Source organism: Enterobacter cloacae complex sp. P38RS (assembly GCF_014930775.1).
Classification (GTDB): domain Bacteria; phylum Pseudomonadota; class Gammaproteobacteria; order Enterobacterales; family Enterobacteriaceae; genus Enterobacter; species Enterobacter bugandensis.
Genome location: NZ_JADBRS010000020.1, coordinates 101,004 through 118,283, shown reverse-complemented (window position 1 = coordinate 118,283; position 17,280 = coordinate 101,004). Strand labels below are relative to the sequence as shown.

Annotated in this window: 14 protein-coding genes and 1 riboswitch; of the genes, 6 read left to right on the top strand and 8 right to left on the bottom strand. The window is 56.8% G+C overall.

Features of this window, described 5'->3' with window-relative positions; all coding sequences use genetic code 11:
• Positions 1–312 precede the first annotated feature (312 nt).
• On the bottom strand, positions 313–1,164 hold the full coding sequence (murI, locus tag IM303_RS20265; protein ID WP_048998207.1) for a glutamate racemase: 852 nt from the start codon (positions 1,162–1,164) through the stop codon (positions 313–315).
• Positions 1,109–2,956, bottom strand: coding sequence for a TonB-dependent vitamin B12 receptor BtuB (btuB, locus tag IM303_RS20260; protein WP_048998208.1), 1,848 nt, complete (start codon positions 2,954–2,956; stop codon positions 1,109–1,111). The genes murI and btuB overlap by 56 nt, the downstream gene beginning before the upstream one ends.
• A 65-nt stretch (positions 2,957–3,021) precedes the next feature.
• Positions 3,022–3,198, bottom strand: a riboswitch (cobalamin riboswitch).
• 104 nt (positions 3,199–3,302) lie between these two features.
• On the opposite strand from btuB, the gene trmA reads away from it, so the two are divergent.
• Positions 3,303–4,403 carry a tRNA (uridine(54)-C5)-methyltransferase TrmA gene (gene trmA, locus IM303_RS20255; RefSeq protein WP_048998209.1) on the top strand — a complete coding sequence of 367 codons (1,101 nt, stop codon included), beginning with the start codon at positions 3,303–3,305 and terminating at the stop codon, positions 4,401–4,403.
• A 55-nt stretch (positions 4,404–4,458) separates the two neighbouring features.
• On the opposite strand, the gene IM303_RS20250 is transcribed toward trmA, so the two are convergent.
• Positions 4,459–4,818, bottom strand: coding sequence for a YijD family membrane protein (locus IM303_RS20250; RefSeq protein ID WP_008501783.1), 360 nt, complete (start codon positions 4,816–4,818; stop codon positions 4,459–4,461).
• A gap of 9 nt (positions 4,819–4,827) precedes the next feature.
• Positions 4,828–5,466, bottom strand: coding sequence for an HTH-type transcriptional repressor FabR (gene fabR, locus IM303_RS20245; protein ID WP_008501784.1), 639 nt, complete (start codon positions 5,464–5,466; stop codon positions 4,828–4,830).
• A gap of 196 nt (positions 5,467–5,662) precedes the next feature.
• On the opposite strand from fabR, the gene sthA reads away from it, so the two are divergent.
• The gene (sthA, locus tag IM303_RS20240) at positions 5,663–7,063 is read left to right on the top strand and encodes a Si-specific NAD(P)(+) transhydrogenase (protein WP_045260262.1); all 1,401 of its coding nucleotides are present in this window, start codon (positions 5,663–5,665) and stop codon (positions 7,061–7,063) included.
• On the opposite strand, the gene oxyR is transcribed toward sthA, so the two are convergent.
• From oxyR to argC, 4 genes are all read right to left on the bottom strand, one after another.
• Positions 7,046–7,963, bottom strand: coding sequence for a DNA-binding transcriptional regulator OxyR (gene oxyR / locus IM303_RS20235; RefSeq protein WP_025758848.1), 918 nt, complete (start codon positions 7,961–7,963; stop codon positions 7,046–7,048). The two genes, sthA and oxyR, sit on opposite strands and share 18 nt — an antisense overlap.
• Positions 7,964–8,258: 295 nt before the next feature.
• Complete coding sequence (gene argH, locus IM303_RS20230; RefSeq protein WP_045260261.1) at positions 8,259–9,632, bottom strand: argininosuccinate lyase; 1,374 nt, start codon at positions 9,630–9,632, stop codon at positions 8,259–8,261.
• 74 nt (positions 9,633–9,706) lie between these two features.
• Entirely contained in the window at positions 9,707–10,483 is a 777-nt protein-coding gene (argB, locus tag IM303_RS20225) for an acetylglutamate kinase (RefSeq protein ID WP_098946274.1), read from the bottom strand.
• Between the two features lie 6 nt (positions 10,484–10,489).
• Positions 10,490–11,494 carry an N-acetyl-gamma-glutamyl-phosphate reductase gene (gene argC, locus IM303_RS20220; protein WP_192972076.1) on the bottom strand — a complete coding sequence of 335 codons (1,005 nt, stop codon included), beginning with the start codon at positions 11,492–11,494 and terminating at the stop codon, positions 10,490–10,492.
• 88 nt (positions 11,495–11,582) lie between these two features.
• Here argC and argE point away from each other — a divergent pair, with 88 nt between their 5' ends.
• The 4 genes from argE (at position 11,583) to fsa (ending at position 17,270) form a co-directional block, all read left to right on the top strand.
• Positions 11,583–12,734 carry an acetylornithine deacetylase gene (gene argE, locus IM303_RS20215; RefSeq protein WP_028014830.1) on the top strand — a complete coding sequence of 384 codons (1,152 nt, stop codon included), beginning with the start codon at positions 11,583–11,585 and terminating at the stop codon, positions 12,732–12,734.
• Between the two features lie 271 nt (positions 12,735–13,005).
• Positions 13,006–15,657: a phosphoenolpyruvate carboxylase gene (ppc, locus tag IM303_RS20210; protein WP_049138076.1), complete on the top strand. Its 2,652-nt coding sequence runs from the start codon at positions 13,006–13,008 to the stop codon at positions 15,655–15,657.
• A 57-nt stretch (positions 15,658–15,714) separates the two neighbouring features.
• Complete coding sequence (locus IM303_RS20205; protein ID WP_193360199.1) at positions 15,715–16,479, top strand: AraC family transcriptional regulator; 765 nt, start codon at positions 15,715–15,717, stop codon at positions 16,477–16,479.
• Between the two features lie 128 nt (positions 16,480–16,607).
• Positions 16,608–17,270, top strand: a complete 663-nt coding sequence (gene fsa / locus IM303_RS20200; RefSeq protein WP_048959182.1) for a fructose-6-phosphate aldolase — start codon at positions 16,608–16,610, stop codon at positions 17,268–17,270.
• The last annotated feature ends 10 nt before the right edge of the window (positions 17,271–17,280 follow it).

Sequence of the window (17,280 nt, the reverse complement as noted above, 5' to 3'; positions counted from 1 at the left end):
TCGTCCGAGGACGTTAAGAATCCATGTCACTTTGAGTGCCCACACAGATTGTCTGATAAATTGTTAAAGAGCAGTTGCAACGCGGCTTTCAGCTCACCGTTGCGAGGTCCCGTATATTACGTTTTCCTCATTCAGAGTCAAGCGATTATTTTCACTTTTCTCTGTTGGCGTTCATCTCTGAACCCCGCTAACCCGGCGGCCTGTAAGCCGTTGTTCCGTGTCAGTGGAGGCGCATTATAGGGAGTTCTCAGACGTTGACAACCCCTCTTTTAAAAAAAACTTTCAACCGTCTCTTTTTTGCTCAAAACCGTGCTACAGCGCCAGTTTTTCGAGCGTTTCAAAGCCATAACGGCGTAAAACGGGTAAAAGTTGCTCAGTCTCTTTTGTGATAGCCATGCAAAATGCGATATTTGCATCGGTAGATTTCGCATCCGGCGCTTCATGCTCCAGCAGCCAGGCCGTACGACGGGCGATCGCCGCACCAGAATCCACCAGCCGCGTCCCCTCCGGAAGCACTTCTAATAGCTCTTCCTGCAAGAGAGGGAAGTGGGTGCAGCCCAGCACAACCGTATCCGGTGGTTCGGGCATCCGCAGCCACGGACGAAGAATACGACGCAGCTCTTCGAGCGATACCATCTCGCCGTGCAGTTTCGCTTCCGCCATCTCCACCAGCTCTGCGGAGCCAAGCATTGCAATCTGGCATTCGTTAGCAAAACGGTCGATCAGCTCGCGGGTATAAGGACGCTTCACCGTGCCACGCGTAGCCAGCAAGCCCACGATACCGTTCGCCGTCAGGCGCGCGGCAGGCTTTATGGCAGGAACAACGCCCACAACCGGGAACTGGAATTTTTCACGCAGGGCGGGAAGAGAAACGGTGCTCGCCGTATTACAGGCAATGACCGCCAGCGCAAGGGGATAGCGCTTTTGTACCGCGGTGACGATTTCAACCACGCGCTCAACGATAAAGTCCTCACTCTTTTCCCCATACGGAAAAGCGACGTTATCGAAGGCGTAGATGTAATGGAGATCCGGCAGGAGATGCCGAATCTCATCGTAGACCGAAAGCCCACCGACGCCGGAATCAAACACCAGCACGGTAGGGCGCGGATTAGAAGGTGTAGCTGCCAGACAAGGTGTATTCCCGTCCTGCAGTTTGGTAGCCATAAACTGTCTCGTAATCTTTATCGAACAGGTTGGCTATTTTACCACGAACTGTGAGGTGTGAGGTGACCGGATATGAAACTGCGACATCCCACAGGCTCACACCGCCCATTTTCACTTTTTCTGACGGATAAGAACCAAAATCAGTGTCGTAACGCGTGCCGAGATAGTGATACGTCAGGCTCCAGTCGAAATCATAGATCTGCGTATCGAGTTGATATTTCACCTGCTGCTTAGCACGACGGTCCAGAAGTTCGTTGGTCGCCGCATTGCGGGCATCCACATAGTCGTAGCCAACGGTATGCGTCAACGGACCTGTATCAAACGACGCCGTCGCTTCCACACCCTTAATGCGTGCTTTGCCGACGTTGTAATATTCCTGAAGGTTATTATTGAAGTCGATGAGATTATCAACGTCATTACGATAGCCAGACACGCGCCAGCTCACGCCTGCCGTCAGGCCTTCAAACGCCCCTTCCCATTGCTTGCTCTCTTCTGGATCAAGATGGTCATTGCCATAGAAGCCATAGAGTTGACCCAGATTCGGGGCCTTATAGGCCGTACCATAAGAAGCAATGAAGCGGTAACCGTCCACGAACTCCCACGCTGCACTGCTTTGCCAGGTGCCATGGCGACCAAACTGAGAGTTGTCATCGCTGCGAACCGCCCCTTCCAGAGTGAAATCGCCCAGCTGCTGCAGCCCGGTCAGGTAGACGCCGGTGTTACGCAGGTCGTAGCCGTTGGTCACGTAGTTTGTACCCGGCTCGGTGCTCTGCTTCTGCCAGTCAACGCCCGCACCAATGTTCCCGTGCCCCACATCAACGGAGTTGAGCCACTGAACGTTGTACTGTTTGATTTCATCCAGCGTGGCCGTCGAATCGTAACGGCCCAAATTAGGGTCGTAGTTATAGTCTTTGCTGTGGCTATAGCTGGTGAGCAGCTGTGAATGGAATATATCCTCGTTGAAGCGTAGTCCTGCGTCCCAGGTTTGGCTATAGAGCTGGCGGGTATCGACCAGAACGTCAGGGGTAAATGAGCTGTAGTAACCGTCATAGGCCGTACGGTTGCTGTAGCCAAAGCCGCGAACAAATCCGCTCCACTGGTCTGAGAATGCGTGCTCCAGTGCGCCGTAGAGCGTTTTATTCATAAAGCCGTCGCGATCGGTCTGGGCAAGGCCACCATTGTTGCCGTCCGCAACCACATCGAAACCTTTGGTATAGGTGTAATCCCCCGCCAGCGTGACGCGCGTGCTGTCGCCCAGCGTTTGCTGGGTACTGCCGCCATAATTCTGGTAACCGTGCGACCCTACGCCGGCATTCAGCGTCGTACCGTCCTTCGCGCGGGTGGTAATAATGTTGACTACACCGCCAATCGCATCCGAGCCGTATACCGCCGAACGCGGTCCACGCACATATTCGATACGCTGCACCAGGGAGATCGGGAACTGGCTGAGATCGGACGACCCCGTGACGCCCGCCTGGTTAAGGCGGATGCCGTCAACGAGAATCAGGACGTGGCTGGAGTTGGTACCACGGATAAAGAGAGAAGAGAGTTGCCCCATCCCGCCATTTTGCGCCGTGTCCACGCCGGGCAGGCGACGCATAACGTCCAGCACCGAGGTTGACTGCCAGCGGTCAATATCGGCACGCGTAACCACCGACGTTGCTGCCAGAATAGTTTTTTCAGGTTGTTCAAAACGATTTGCCGTCACCACCAACGAGTCAGCGCTATCCTGCGCCCAGCCCGAAAATGCCGTGACGGACAGCGCCGTCAACAGCGATACTTTTTTAATCATTGTTAAAGCATCCACAATATAAGAAGGATGCCGCAGGCCTCATCTATAGCACGCGATGATGAAACCAAATGCGACGTGATCCCGGCAGGTCTTCGGGCTAGGTGGCGTTATACGGATGAAGACTTCCCATTTTCACAGTGTCTACAGCTCTCATCCCGCCAGTCTTTACCGCTGCGCGTCAGCTCCAGATTTTCACTGGATTCCCTTTTCACTCTCAGGAGACCGGAAACAGAATGCTACAATTAGACACGTATAGATGTCCAGACAGCTATTGGCCATTAAATCTGGACATCCCCTGAACAATCCCTACAATCCCCGCGTAATTCTTTATCACTCAGGACGCATCATGACCCCAGAACACCTCCCGACAGAACAGTACGACGCGCAGCTGGCCGAGAAAGTTGTCCGTCTGCAAAGTATGATGACGCCTTTCAACGCGCCCGTTCCCGAGGTGTTCCGCTCCCCTGTCAGCCACTACCGCATGCGCGCCGAGTTCCGCATCTGGCATGACGGCGACGACCTGTACCACATCATTTTCGATCAGCAGACCAAATCACGCATTCGCGTGGACAGCTTCCCGGCAGCGAGCGAGCTTATCAACCAGCTGATGACGCTGATCATTGAAGGCGTGCGCAACAATCCGGTGCTGCGCCACAAGCTGTTCCAGATTGACTATCTGACCACGCAAAGCAATCAGGCGATTGTCTCTCTGCTGTACCACAAAGCGCTGACCGACGAATGGCGCGAGCAGGCCGAAGCCCTGCGCGATACGCTGCGTGCGCAGAACATCAACGTGCACCTGATTGGCCGCGCGACCAAAACCAAAATCATGCTGGATCAGGATTACGTCGACGAGCGTCTGCCGGTGGCAGGTAAAGAGATGGTTTACCGTCAGGTGGAAAACAGCTTCACCCAGCCGAATGCCGCGATGAACGTGCAGATGCTGGAGTGGGCGCTGAAGGCGACGGAAGGGTCTAAGGGCGATCTGCTTGAGCTGTACTGCGGTAACGGCAACTTCTCGCTGGCGCTGGCGCGTAACTTCGAACGCGTGCTGGCAACGGAAATCGCCAAGCCGTCGGTAGCGGCCGCGCAGTACAACATCGCCGCTAACCATATCGATAACGTGCAGATCATTCGCATGGCGGCAGAAGAGTTCACCCAGGCCATGAACGGTGTACGCCAGTTTAACCGCCTGGAAGGGATCGATTTGAAGAGCTACCAGTGTGAGACGATTTTTGTCGACCCGCCGCGCAGTGGCCTGGACAGCGAAACCGAGAAGATGGTGCAGGCGTATCCGCGTATTTTGTACATCTCCTGTAACCCGGAGACGCTGTGCAAGAATCTGGAAACATTAAGCCAGACGCACAAGGTTGAACGTCTGGCGCTGTTCGATCAGTTCCCGTATACACACCATATGGAGTGCGGTGTACTGCTCACGGCGAAGTAACTAGCCGGCGTTTTTGGCAGGTGGCGCTTCGCTTACCTGCCCTACTCAGACCTCATTACTCTGGCAGTTGGCTCTTGCGGCTACGCATGCGCGAGCCAATCCAGAACACCAGCGCCACGGACAGTACCGCAGGGAAGAAGTTAGAGCCGATATCCGGATACTCCGCGCGCACCACGGTGCTATACAGCAATACGCCCAGAATAAAACAGGCAGCGGCCAGCCCCGGTAACCCGACCGGCATCGTACGGTTCAGGTAACGCTGATGCAGGCAGTAGACCGTCAGCACCAGCGCAATAAGCGGGAAAATCGAAAATGGCACGATGGAGCTAAAAATAGCGGCAAACGTGCCATTAATGGATAAGCCAGCGATCAATGCCAGCAACAGCGTCCCTTTATCCTGACCTGACTGTTTCATTACTCACCTTCACTCTTCGGTTTGATGTGCCAGTTTCTCTTGTTCACGGCGATACCAGTAGTACGCGCCTTTGGAGATCATCCTGAGCTGCAATACCAGTCGCTCTTCAAGCTGCTTGCGTTGTTCAATGCTGACGTCCAGCGCTTCGGCACCCGCGCTGAACACAATCGTCACCATCGCCTCGGCCTGTGCTTCAGTAAAGGCACGCGGCATATGGTTTTCGAGTTCAAGATAGTCGGCAAGTTCCGCGATGAAGTGCTGAATTTCCCGCGCGACGGCGGCACGAAACGCTGCCGATGTGCCCGAACGCTCGCGCAGAAGCAGACGAAACGCGTTGGGGTTATTGCCGATAAATTCCATAAACGTCGACACGGAGGTGCGGATCACGCTGCCGCCTTTGGCGATACGCTGACGCGCCTGGCGCATCAGCTGGCGCAGCATCAAACCGCTCTCGTCGACCATGGTCAGGCCCAGTTCATCCACATCACGGAAGTGACGATAGAAGGACGTTGGCGCAATCCCGGCCTCGCGTGCGACTTCGCGCAGGCTCAAACTGGCAAAACTCCGCTCAGCACTCAGTTGACTGAATGCGGCTTCCACCAGCGAACGCCGGGTTTTCTCTTTTTGTTGTGCTCTTACGCCCATCACGATAGTTGAATCCTTCCAAAGGCCTGATGGCACTATACCAGAGAATAAAATTAATCTGTTTGCTCAGCTTTGTGAATGATTGTTTACGTGCGGTTTGTGCTCCACTGCCGGAAAAAAGCACAACGATAATTGGGTTACCCTGGCAATGATGTTATGATTCTGTTGCTTTTATGTATAAGAACAGGTAAGCCTTGCCATGCCACATTCCTACGATTACGACGCAATAGTTATTGGTTCCGGCCCCGGCGGCGAAGGTGCTGCTATGGGTCTGGTGAAACAGGGAGCCAGAGTAGCGGTCATCGAGCGCTACCATAATGTCGGCGGCGGTTGCACCCACTGGGGCACCATCCCATCGAAAGCCCTCCGCCACGCCGTTAGCCGCATTATCGAATTTAACCAGAACCCTCTTTACAGCGACCACTCCCGACTTCTTCGTTCCTCCTTTGCCGACATCCTGAATCACGCGGATACCGTCATTAACCAGCAGACGCGCATGCGTCAGGGCTTTTATGAGCGTAACCATTGTGAAATCCTGCAGGGCAACGCGCATTTTGTGGATGAACACACCCTGGCACTCGAATGCCACGACGGTTCGATTGAGACGATCACCGCTGAAAAATTTGTGATTGCCTGCGGTTCACGCCCTTACCATCCGGCCGACGTCGACTTCTCACACCCGCGCGTCTACGACAGCGACTCCATTCTGAGCCTGCACCATGAACCCCGCCACGTCATTATCTATGGCGCAGGGGTCATCGGCTGCGAATACGCGTCGATCTTCCGCGGAATGGATGTCAAAGTTGACCTCATTAACACCCGCGATCGCCTGCTGGCGTTCCTCGATCAGGAAATGTCAGACTCTCTCTCCTACCACTTCTGGAACAGCGGCGTGGTGATTCGCCACAACGAAGAGTACGAGAAAATAGAAGGCTGCGATGATGGTGTGATCATGCACCTGAAGTCCGGTAAGAAGCTGAAAGCCGACTGCCTGCTGTACGCCAACGGCCGTACCGGCAATACCGATTCACTGCGGCTGGAAAATATCGGGCTTGAAACAGACAGCCGCGGTCAGTTGAAGGTCAACAGCATGTATCAGACCGCGCTGCCGCACGTATACGCGGTGGGCGACGTAATTGGCTACCCGAGCCTGGCCTCCGCCGCTTACGATCAGGGCCGCATTGCCGCTCAGGCGCTGGTGAAAGGCGAAGCGACGGCGCATCTGATCGAAGATATCCCGACGGGGATCTACACCATTCCGGAAATCAGTTCTGTCGGGAAAACCGAGCAGCAGCTGACGTCAATGAAGGTGCCTTACGAGGTAGGTCGCGCGCAGTTTAAACATCTGGCGCGGGCGCAGATCGTGGGGATGAGCGTGGGAACGCTGAAAATTCTGTTCCATCGCGAGACGAAAGAGATCCTCGGGATTCACTGCTTTGGTGAACGCGCGGCGGAAATCATTCATATCGGCCAGGCAATCATGGAGCAGAAAGGCGGTGGTAACACCATTGAGTACTTCGTTAACACCACCTTTAACTACCCGACCATGGCAGAAGCCTATCGGGTAGCCGCGCTGAACGGCTTAAACCGCCTGTTTTAACGCGCTGTCGAAATGGCCATCCATCGCACCGCGGATGGCCTCTGCCAGCTGCTCATAGCGGCTGCGCAGCGGTGACCCTGGGCGATACACCAGGCCAATGGTGCGACGCGGCTCCGGCTTAATGCACGGCAGGTACACCACGCCATCACGCTTACGCTCGCGCGGCACGGCCAGCGCAGGCAGCAACGTAATACCGCTTCCCGCCGCCACCATATTACGCAGCGTTTCCAGACTGGTTGCGCGGAAGTGGGTATCTTCGTCAGCGCCCGCTTCGAAGCAGAAACCCATCGCCTGATCGCGCAGGCAGTGACCGTCTTCCAGCATCAGCAGCTTTTCCCCGGCCAGATCGGCCATCGGCACGCGATCGCGGTTCGCCCACGGGTGATCTTCATAGATCGCCAGCATCATCGGCTCATCGAACAGCGGTACTTCAATAAACGCTTCGCTCTCTTTTACCAGCGCCAGAATGGCGCAGTCGAGCTTGCCGCTGTCCAGCTGCGCCAGCAGCTGATGGGTTTGCGCTTCGTGCAGGTACATTTCGAGTTTCGGGAACGTCTGGTGCAGCATGGGAATGATGTGCGGTAACAGGTACGGGCCAACGGTTGGGATCAGGCCAATATGCAGCGGGCCGGACATGGCCTCTCCCTGCTGGCTTGCCATTTCCTTGAGCACTTTGACCTCGCGCAGCACGGTGCGCGCCTGATCCACCAGCAGAAGACCGGCCTGGGTGAACAGCACCTTACGGCTGGTGCGCTCCAGCAGCATCACGCCCAGCTCGTCTTCCAGCTTGCGGATCTGCCCGCTCAGCGTCGGCTGGCTGACGTGGCAGGAATCTGCCGCGCGGCGAAAGTGACGATGCTCGGCTAACGCTACCAGGTATTCAAGATCACGAATATTCATTATTCATCCTCCGTCGCCACGATAGTTCATGGCGATAGATAGCATAGCAATGAACGATTATCCCTATCAAGCATTCTGTTGAATAATACACCACATAGACGAGGCGGCACGTGTTTGACCCTTGACGTCCCCGCACCGTCAGCGAGTTTCTCTCAAAACTCGAACAACTAAAGCCAACGTGAACTTTTGCGGACCCCGTGGTCCGCTTTTTTTTTGCGTAAAAAAGCCCAACTCAGGGTTGGGCTGGGGTTTTGTAGGTCGGGTAAGGCGAAGCCGCCACCCGACGTTTCAGGCATCAAATCAGGCGGTTTTTCGCATCCGCAATCGCCTGCGCCACCTGCTTCGGCGACACGCCGCCTTTCGCCGCACGCTTATCCAGGCAGGACTGCAGCGCCAGAATCGGGTACACATCCTCCCCGATCGCCGCGCTGAATTTTTGCAGGTCGGCAAGCGCCAGATCTTCCAGCGGTTTACCCTGACGAATCGCTTCCACCACCGCTTCGCCAACAATATGGTGCGCCTCGCGGAACGGTACGCCCTTCGCGACAAGGTAGTCCGCCAGTTCGGTAGAGTTGGCATAGCCCTGCTGCGCCGCTTCCTGGCAGCGCGGACGTTTCACCTGAATGCCGTCCAGCACCAGCGCGCCCATGTGCAGACAGTCCAGCCAGGTGTCGAGCGCGTCGAACAGCCCTTCCTTGTCTTCCTGCATATCTTTGTTATACGCCAGCGGCAGCCCTTTCAGGGTCATCATCATGCCGGTCAGCGCGCCCTGCACGCGACCGCACTTGCCGCGGATCAGCTCCAGCGCGTCCGGGTTTTTCTTCTGCGGCATCAGGGATGAGCCTGAGGTCACGCGGTCGGACAGCTCAACGAAGCCCGCTTCGCCGGAGTTAAAGAAGATCAGGTCTTCGGCAAAGCGCGAAAGATGCACCATCCCGATAGAGGCATTGGAGAGCAGCTCCAGCACATGGTCACGGTCAGATACGCTGTCCAGGCTGTTGCGGGTGGCGGAAGCAAAGCCCAGCCATCCTGCCAGCTGCTCGCGGTCGATTTCATACGCCGTACCGGCCAGCGCGCCGCTGCCCAGCGGGCTGACGTCCAGACGCTTCAGGGTATCCTGCAGACGGCTTTCGTCACGCGCCAGCATCTCAACGTAGGCCAGACACCAGTGCGCAAAGGTCACCGGCTGCGCGCGCTGCAGGTGGGTATAACCCGGCATCACCGCGTCCTGATTGTTCTGCGCGGTCTCTACCAGCGCACTTTGAAGCTGACGGTTGGCCGCCAGTAGTTCGCCAACGGTCTCTTTACACCACAGCTTCAGGTCGGTGGCGACCTGGTCGTTACGGCTACGACCGGTGTGCAGCTTTTTACCCAGCTGGCCGACTTTGTCGATCAGCTTGCCTTCCACCCAGCTGTGAATATCTTCGGCATCGCTCTGCAGGATTTGCTGCGGATCCAGACGCACCTCTTCCAGCAGGTTGTTCAGCGCCTCTTCCAGCTGCTGCTGTTCGTCTGCGGTCAGTACGCCAACGGTCACCAGCGCTTTGGACCAGGCCACAGAGCCGACAATATCCTGTTCGGCCAGGCGGTAGTCGAAGCGCAAAGAGTCGTTGAACTGTTTGAACCGTTGATCCGCTGCCTGTGTAAAACGCCCACCCCAAAGTGCCATAACATCGTTCCTTTATTCGTTAGTTCCGCCGGGTGGCGCTTCGCTTACCCGGCCTACGGTCATTCACTAAAAACTTACGCTAAAATACGCGTGCCAATCGGCGTGCCGTTAAACAGCGCCGGGAGCTGCTCCGCGTGACGCCAGGAGGCGATATCCACCGGGCGGCCCAGCGTGCGCGCTGCATCCAGCGCGGCGTTCACTTTGACGATCATGCCGTCGGTAATAATGCCCTGAGCGATCAGCTGCTCGGCTTTGGCGGCGGTCATTTCCGCTATGCGCTGGCCTTTACCGTCGAGAATGCCGCTCACGTCGGAGAGCAGGATCAGGTCTGCGCCCAGCGTGGCCGCCAGCGCGGTTGCCGCCTGGTCCGCGTTAACGTTCATCAGCTCGCCCTCTTCGGTCACGCCGATAGAGCTCACCACCGGCAGGAAACCGCCTTCCAGCAGGGTGTTAATCAGCTTAGGCGAACCTGGCTGCGCCAGTCCAACATGGCCGAGCTCTTCATCGAGCTGGGTCACTTTTACGCTATCACCGTCGCCCAGGTAGAGGCCAACGGACGCAATATGGTGTTTCTTCGCCCATGCCAGCAGCGTTTTGTTCGCCGTGCCCGCCAGCGCGCCGGTAATGATGTCAATCTGGTCAGCAGGCGTGACGCGCAGGCCATTTTTCTTTTTCACCGGCAGATTCAGCCCTTTCATCAGCTCATCCACCACGCAGCCGCCGCCGTGCACAATCACCAGCGGACGCTGGTGCGATTCGCGATAGTTCACCAGCGCGGTAAACAGGCGCTCCAGCGCTTCTTCGCTGTCCAGCAGTACACCACCGAGTTTGATAATTAATGGGTTCATCATCACACCTTAAATAAGAGCCTGCGTTTCAGGGAAGCCGAAACGAATATTTGCACACTGCATTGCCTGTGCGGCAGCGCCTTTGAGTAAGTTATCTTCTGCGGCGACCACAATCAGATGCTCGCCCTGTACGGCAAAGCCGATATCGCAGAACGGCAGGCCAACCACGTTTTTGAGCGCCGGCACGCCTTTGTCGTACAGACGCACCAGCGGTTTATCCGCATACGCCTGCGTGAAGGCCTCGCTCACCTGGTCTTTCGTCACGCCCGACTTCAGGCGACAGGTGATGGTTTCGAGGATCCCGCGCGGGAAGCTGCCCAGGTGCGGGGTAAAAATCACCTCCGCGCCCAGATGGGTGGTGATTTCAGGATGATGGCGGTGATTAAACACGCCATACGGCTGAAGGCTCACTTCGCAGAAGCTGTTGGAGATAGCGGCCTTGCGCCCCGCACCGCTCACGCCGCTGGTGGCGTTGATCACCGGCCACTGGCTCAGATCCAGCAGACCGGCGTCGATCAGCGGCTTCAGGGAGAGCTGCGCCGCCGTCGGGTAGCAGCCCGGAACGGCAATCAGGTCCGCTTCTTTCAGTTTATCCGCACTCCACTCCGCCAGGCCGTACACCGCTTTTTCAAGCAGATCCGGATGCTGATGAGTGAAGCCGTAATATTTTTCGTAGAACGCGCCGTCGTTAACGCGGAACGCGCCGGAGAGGTCAAAGACCACGCAGCCGGCCGCCAGGAACTGCGGCGCCAGGTCGTGGCTGACCTCGTGCGCGGTGGCTAAAAACACCACGTCGACGCCGTCGGTAAACTCGCTGATGTCAGACATCGGCTGCAGCGGCAGATCGACAATGCCCTTAAGCTGCGGATGCAAATCGGAAATTAACTTTCCTGCATCATTGCTTTGCGCTGACACGGTCAAAGCGGTTATGGTCATATGAGGGTGGCGATTTACGTAGCTTACAAGCTCTGCGCCCGCATAACCGCTAGCGCCTACAATCAGCGTATTCAACATCGGGTTCCTTTATGCTCAACGTTAATGTATTTTTATTCACATTTATTGCATGAATATTGATACTATCACGACCTAAGGTGTGTCAACAATGAAAATGAACTTACCGCCATTTATCGAGATCTACCGCGCCCTGATTGCCACACCGTCCATCAGTGCGACCGAAGAAGCGCTGGATCAGAGCAATGAGTCTTTAATCAATCTGCTGGCGGGTTGGTTTAGCGATCTTGGGTTTAACGTTGAGGTTCAGCCCGTCCCCGGAACACGCCACAAATTTAACCTGCTCGCCAGCACCGGAACCGGTGCGGGCGGCCTGCTGCTGGCCGGCCATACCGACACCGTACCGTTTGACGACGGCCGCTGGACGCGCGATCCGTTCACCCTGACCGAGCATGACAACAAGCTCTACGGTCTGGGTACCGCCGACATGAAAGGCTTCTTCGCCTTTATCCTCGACGCGCTGCGTGACGTGGACGTGACGAAGCTGAAAAAACCGCTCTACATTCTGGCAACCGCCGATGAAGAGACCAGCATGGCGGGCGCACGTTATTTCTCTGAAAACACGTCGATTCGTCCGGACTGCGCGATCATCGGTGAACCGACTTCTCTGCAGCCGATCCGCGCGCACAAAGGCCATATTTCTACCGCGGTGCGCGTGCTGGGCCAGTCCGGTCACTCCAGCGATCCGGCGCGAGGCGTGAACGCCATTGAGCTGATGCACGACGCCATTGGCCGCATTATGACCCTGCGCGACGATTTGAAAGAGCGGTATCACTACGAGGCATTCACCGTGCCGTATCCGACGCTGAACCTCGGTAGCCTGCACGGCGGCGATGCGTCCAACCGCATCTGCGCCTGCTGCGAACTGCATATGGATATCCGTCCTCTGCCGGGCATGACGCTGAGCGATCTGGATGGCCTGCTGAATGAAGCGCTGGCCCCGGTGAGCGAGCGCTGGCCGGGACGCCTGACGGTCTCCGAACTGCATCCGCCAATCCCGGGCTACGAATGCCCGCCAGACCATCAGCTGGTTCAGGTGGTGGAAAAACTGCTCGGCGAGAAAACCGACGTGGTGAACTACTGCACCGAAGCGCCGTTTATTCAAACGCTTTGCCCGACGCTGGTCCTCGGCCCTGGCTCCATTAATCAGGCCCACCAGCCGGATGAATATCTGGAAACCCGCTTCATCAAGCCCACCCGCGAACTGATTACCCAGGTTGTGCATCACTTCTGCTGGCATTAAAACCGCACCGAAAAGTCCCCTCTCCCTGTGGGAGAGGGTTAGGGTGAGGGCGACAAATCGCATGATCACCGTCACATTTCCATAAGCATCTCTTATCTGACGCAATGCGAATTAAATTTCGTAAATTGCCCGCATTTATTCGTTTGCTGAACCGTTTTCGCAGCAATTGACGACGGGGGTTTTACGTGGCTTTATAAAGGGAGATGACAAAATAATGTCCAGAAGATTTTCGCCTGGGCATAAACAAAAATGATGGGGTGACTGGGTTTTTATGAACGAACAATATTCCGCGTTGCGTAGTAATGTCAGCATGCTCGGCAAAGTGCTTGGAGATACCATCAAAGACGCGCTGGGAGAGAACATCCTCGACCGCGTTGAAACCATCCGCAAGCTGTCTAAATCTTCCCGTGCCGGTAACGAGGCCAGTCGTCAGGAGCTGCTCACCACCTTGCAGAACCTCTCTAACGATGAGCTGCTGCCCGTTGCCCGCGCCTTCAGCCAGTTCCTGAACCTGGCAAACACCGCTGAGCAATACCACAGCATTTCGCCAAACGGCGAAGCGGCCAGCAACCCGGAAGTCATTGCCCGCACCCTTCGTAAACTGAAAGACCAGCCAGACCTCAACGAAGCCACCATCAAAAAAGCGGTGGAGTCCCTTTCGCTGGAGCTGGTGCTGACCGCACACCCAACCGAAATCACCCGTCGTACGCTGATCCACAAGATGGTGGAAGTAAACAGCTGCCTGAAGCAGCTGGATAACAAAGACATTGCCGACTACGAGCGCAACCAGTTGATGCGCCGTCTGCGCCAGCTGATTGCCCAGTCCTGGCATACCGATGAAATTCGTAAGCATCGCCCAAGCCCGGTCGACGAAGCCAAATGGGGCTTTGCGGTGGTGGAAAACAGCCTGTGGGAAGGGGTACCGAACTACCTGCGCGAGCTGAACGAACAGCTGGAAGCGAACCTGGGCTACCGCCTGCCGGTAGACTTTGTGCCGGTGCGCTTCACCTCCTGGATGGGCGGTGACCGCGACGGCAACCCGAACGTGACCGCGGAAATCACCCGTCACGTCCTGCTGCTGAGCCGCTGGAAAGCGACCGACCTGTTCCTGAAGGATATTCAGGTGCTGATCTCCGAGCTGTCGATGGTTGAAGCGACGCCGGAACTGCGCGCGCTGGCCGGTGAAGAAGGTGCCAGCGAGCCGTACCGTTTCCTGATGAAAAAGCTGCGCGGTCAGCTGATGGCCACCCAGGCGTGGCTGGAAGCGCGCCTTAAAGGCCAGCGCCTGCCGAAGCCGGAAGGTCTGCTGAGCCAGAACGAACAGCTCTGGGAGCCGCTATACGCCTGCTATAAATCACTCCAGGCCTGTGGCATGGGCATCATCGCCAACGGCGAACTGCTTGATACCCTGCGCCGCGTGAAGTGTTTCGGCGTACCGCTGGTGCGTATCGACGTCCGTCAGGAAAGTACCCGCCATACTGAAGCCCTGGGCGAGCTGACCCGCTATCTCGGCATCGGCGACTATGAAAGCTGGTCCGAAGCCGACAAGCAGGCGTTCCTGATCCGCGAGCTGAACTCCAAGCGCCCTCTGCTGCCGCGCAACTGGGAGCCAAGCAACGACACCCGCGAGGTGCTCAACACCTGTAAAGCGATCGTCGATGCGCCGAAAGGATCGGTGGCCGCCTATGTGATCTCCATGGCGAAAACCCCGTCCGACGTGCTGGGCGTTCATCTTCTGCTGAAAGAAGCGGGCATCGACTACGCCCTGCCAGTCGCCCCACTGTTTGAGACCCTCGACGACCTGAACAACGCCAACGACGTCATGACCCAGCTGCTGAACATCGACTGGTATCGCGGCTTTATTCAGGGCAAGCAGATGGTGATGATTGGCTATTCCGACTCCGCGAAAGATGCGGGCGTGATGGCGGCGTCCTGGGCGCAGTATCAGGCTCAGGATGCGCTGATCAAAACCTGCGAGAAAGCCGGTATTGAGCTGACCCTGTTCCACGGTCGCGGCGGCTCCATTGGACGCGGTGGCGCGCCTGCTCACGCGGCGCTGCTCTCTCAACCGCCGGGAAGCCTGAAAGGCGGCCTGCGCGTGACCGAGCAGGGCGAGATGATCCGCTTCAAGTATGGCCTGCCGGAAGTGACCATCAGCAGCCTGTCGCTCTATACCAGCGCGATCCTGGAAGCGAACCTGCTGCCGCCGCCGGAGCCAAAAGAATCTTGGTGTCGCATCATGGACGAGCTGTCAGACATCTCCTGCGACCTGTACCGCGGCTACGTGCGTGAAAACAAAGATTTTGTCCCTTACTTCCGCTCGGCCACGCCTGAACAGGAGCTGGGTAAACTGCCGCTGGGCTCGCGTCCGGCCAAGCGTCGCCCGACCGGTGGCGTTGAATCCCTGCGCGCCATTCCATGGATCTTCGCCTGGACGCAGAACCGCCTGATGCTGCCCGCCTGGCTGGGTGCCGGTGCCGCGCTGCAAAAAGTGGTGGAAGACGGCAAACAGAACGAACTGGAAACCATGTGCCGCGACTGGCCGTTCTTCTCTACCCGTCTGGGCATGCTGGAGATGGTCTTCTCGAAGGCCGACCTGTGGCTGGCGGAATACTACGACCAGCGGCTGGTGAAACCAGAGCTGTGGGCGTTGGGTAAAGAACTGCGCGAACTGCTGGAAGGCGACATCAAAGTGGTGCTGGACATCGCCAACGACTCGCACCTGATGGCGGACCTGCCGTGGATCGCCGAGTCAATCCAGCTGCGTAACATCTACACCGACCCGCTGAACGTTTTACAGGCTGAACTGCTGCACCGTTCGCGTCTGGCGGAAGAAGAAGGGAAAGAGCCGGATCCGCGCGTTGAACAGGCGCTGATGGTGACGATTGCGGGCGTTGCGGCGGGTATGCGTAACACTGGGTAATGCTTTATGCCGGGCAGGCGTTTTTAGCGCCGCCCGGCACGTTTCGGTAGTCTTCTCATGTATTCCGATATCACCCGAATTTTGGCTGACCTGGTGAACCGTACGTTACCGCTGGGCCAGATTCATTTCTCAGCGCTGGCTGAACAGCATCCCCGAACATCTCCCTGCCTCGTCATTACCCTTGCTACCCCCTGTGAGGCGATATTTTCATCCTTTGGACACATCACGCTTCCACCGCCTAACGCCCTGAGCATACATTTCGGTAAGCAGCAGCTGACTCTCGATTTACAGCGTGACAACGCATTTTTGCAGCAGCTACAGGTTCCCCGGCGTGGCCCGCGAACGGGTGCTTTTCTTCTGCAAGCGCTCACCGAATTACAGATGCAGCCAGACGAGCAAGACACAGCCATGCTGGTGGTATTAAGCTTGCTCAGCCACTGCCGGGATCTGCTTGGCAGTGACATCCACACCGCTAACCGCAGCCGGGCGCTATTCGAAGCCGTTCGTAACTATATCGAAGAAAATTACGCCTCTTCGTTAACACGCGAATCCGTGGCACAGGCGTTCTACATCTCGCCGAACTACCTTTCCCATCTCTTTCAGAAGATCGGCCACGTGGGGTTCAACGAGTATCTGACACAAACGCGGCTGGAACATGCCCGCCAGCTGCTGAAAGGCTACGATCTCAAAATTAAAGATATTGCCGCACGCTGCGGATTTCCTGACAGCAACTACTTTTGTCGCCTCTTTCGCAAGCACACCGAGCGTTCCCCTTCCGAATATCGTCGCCAGTATCACAGCCAGCTTATCGCCAAAAAATAGCATTGTGATCGCTATCGCACTTCGCTAAGGACATTACATTTGTCCAGTATTTGGCAAAATTGACCTGTATCCGCCGCACTCAGCCGGGCCTTATCCTTTATTCAACCTTTCTGACTTAAGGAAAAATAATGGAACTGTATCTGGATACCGCCAACGTGGCGGAAGTTGAGCGCCTGGCGCGCATTTTTCCCATCGCGGGCGTCACCACAAATCCGAGCATCATTGCCGCCAGCCGTGAATCCATCTGGGACGTGCTGCCGCGGCTGCAACAAGCCATCGGGCCGGAGGGCACGCTGTTTGCTCAAACCATGAGCCGCGACGCCGAAGGCATGGTAGCGGAGGCCAAACGCCTGAGTAACGCCATCCCGGGTATTGTGGTGAAAATTCCGGTCACCGCGCAGGGGCTTATCGCCATTAAAGGGCTGAAAAGAGAGGGTATTACCACGCTGGGCACCGCCGTTTACAGCGCCGCTCAGGGTTTACTGGCCGCGCTGGCAGGCGCGAAATACGTTGCGCCGTACGTCAACCGCGTCGACGCACAGGGCGGCGACGGTATTGGCATGGTACAGGAGCTGCAGTCCCTGCTTGAACTGCATGCGCCGGAAAGCATGGTGCTGGCTGCCAGCTTTAAAACACCGCGTCAGGCGCTGGACTGCCTGCTGGCCGGATGCGAGGCAATCACGATCCCCTTAGACGTAGCGCAACAAATGCTCGGTACCCCAGCGGTAGAGTCGGCCATAGAAAAGTTCGAGCAGGACTGGAAAAACGCGTTTGGTAACCTCAATCTCTAAGGGAGAACTG

Coding starts and splice junctions, on each gene's coding strand:
- murI (WP_048998207.1), bottom strand. CDS start 1,164: ATGGCTACCAAACTGCAGGACGGGAATACACCTTGTCTGGCAGCTACA.
- btuB (WP_048998208.1), bottom strand. CDS start 2,956: ATGATTAAAAAAGTATCGCTGTTGACGGCGCTGTCCGTCACGGCATTT.
- trmA (WP_048998209.1), top strand. CDS start 3,303: ATGACCCCAGAACACCTCCCGACAGAACAGTACGACGCGCAGCTGGCC.
- IM303_RS20250 (WP_008501783.1), bottom strand. CDS start 4,818: ATGAAACAGTCAGGTCAGGATAAAGGGACGCTGTTGCTGGCATTGATC.
- sthA (WP_045260262.1), top strand. CDS start 5,663: ATGCCACATTCCTACGATTACGACGCAATAGTTATTGGTTCCGGCCCC.
- oxyR (WP_025758848.1), bottom strand. CDS start 7,963: ATGAATATTCGTGATCTTGAATACCTGGTAGCGTTAGCCGAGCATCGT.
- argH (WP_045260261.1), bottom strand. CDS start 9,632: ATGGCACTTTGGGGTGGGCGTTTTACACAGGCAGCGGATCAACGGTTC.
- argB (WP_098946274.1), bottom strand. CDS start 10,483: ATGATGAACCCATTAATTATCAAACTCGGTGGTGTACTGCTGGACAGC.
- argC (WP_192972076.1), bottom strand. CDS start 11,494: ATGTTGAATACGCTGATTGTAGGCGCTAGCGGTTATGCGGGCGCAGAG.
- argE (WP_028014830.1), top strand. CDS start 11,583: ATGAAAATGAACTTACCGCCATTTATCGAGATCTACCGCGCCCTGATT.
- ppc (WP_049138076.1), top strand. CDS start 13,006: ATGAACGAACAATATTCCGCGTTGCGTAGTAATGTCAGCATGCTCGGC.
- IM303_RS20205 (WP_193360199.1), top strand. CDS start 15,715: ATGTATTCCGATATCACCCGAATTTTGGCTGACCTGGTGAACCGTACG.
- fsa (WP_048959182.1), top strand. CDS start 16,608: ATGGAACTGTATCTGGATACCGCCAACGTGGCGGAAGTTGAGCGCCTG.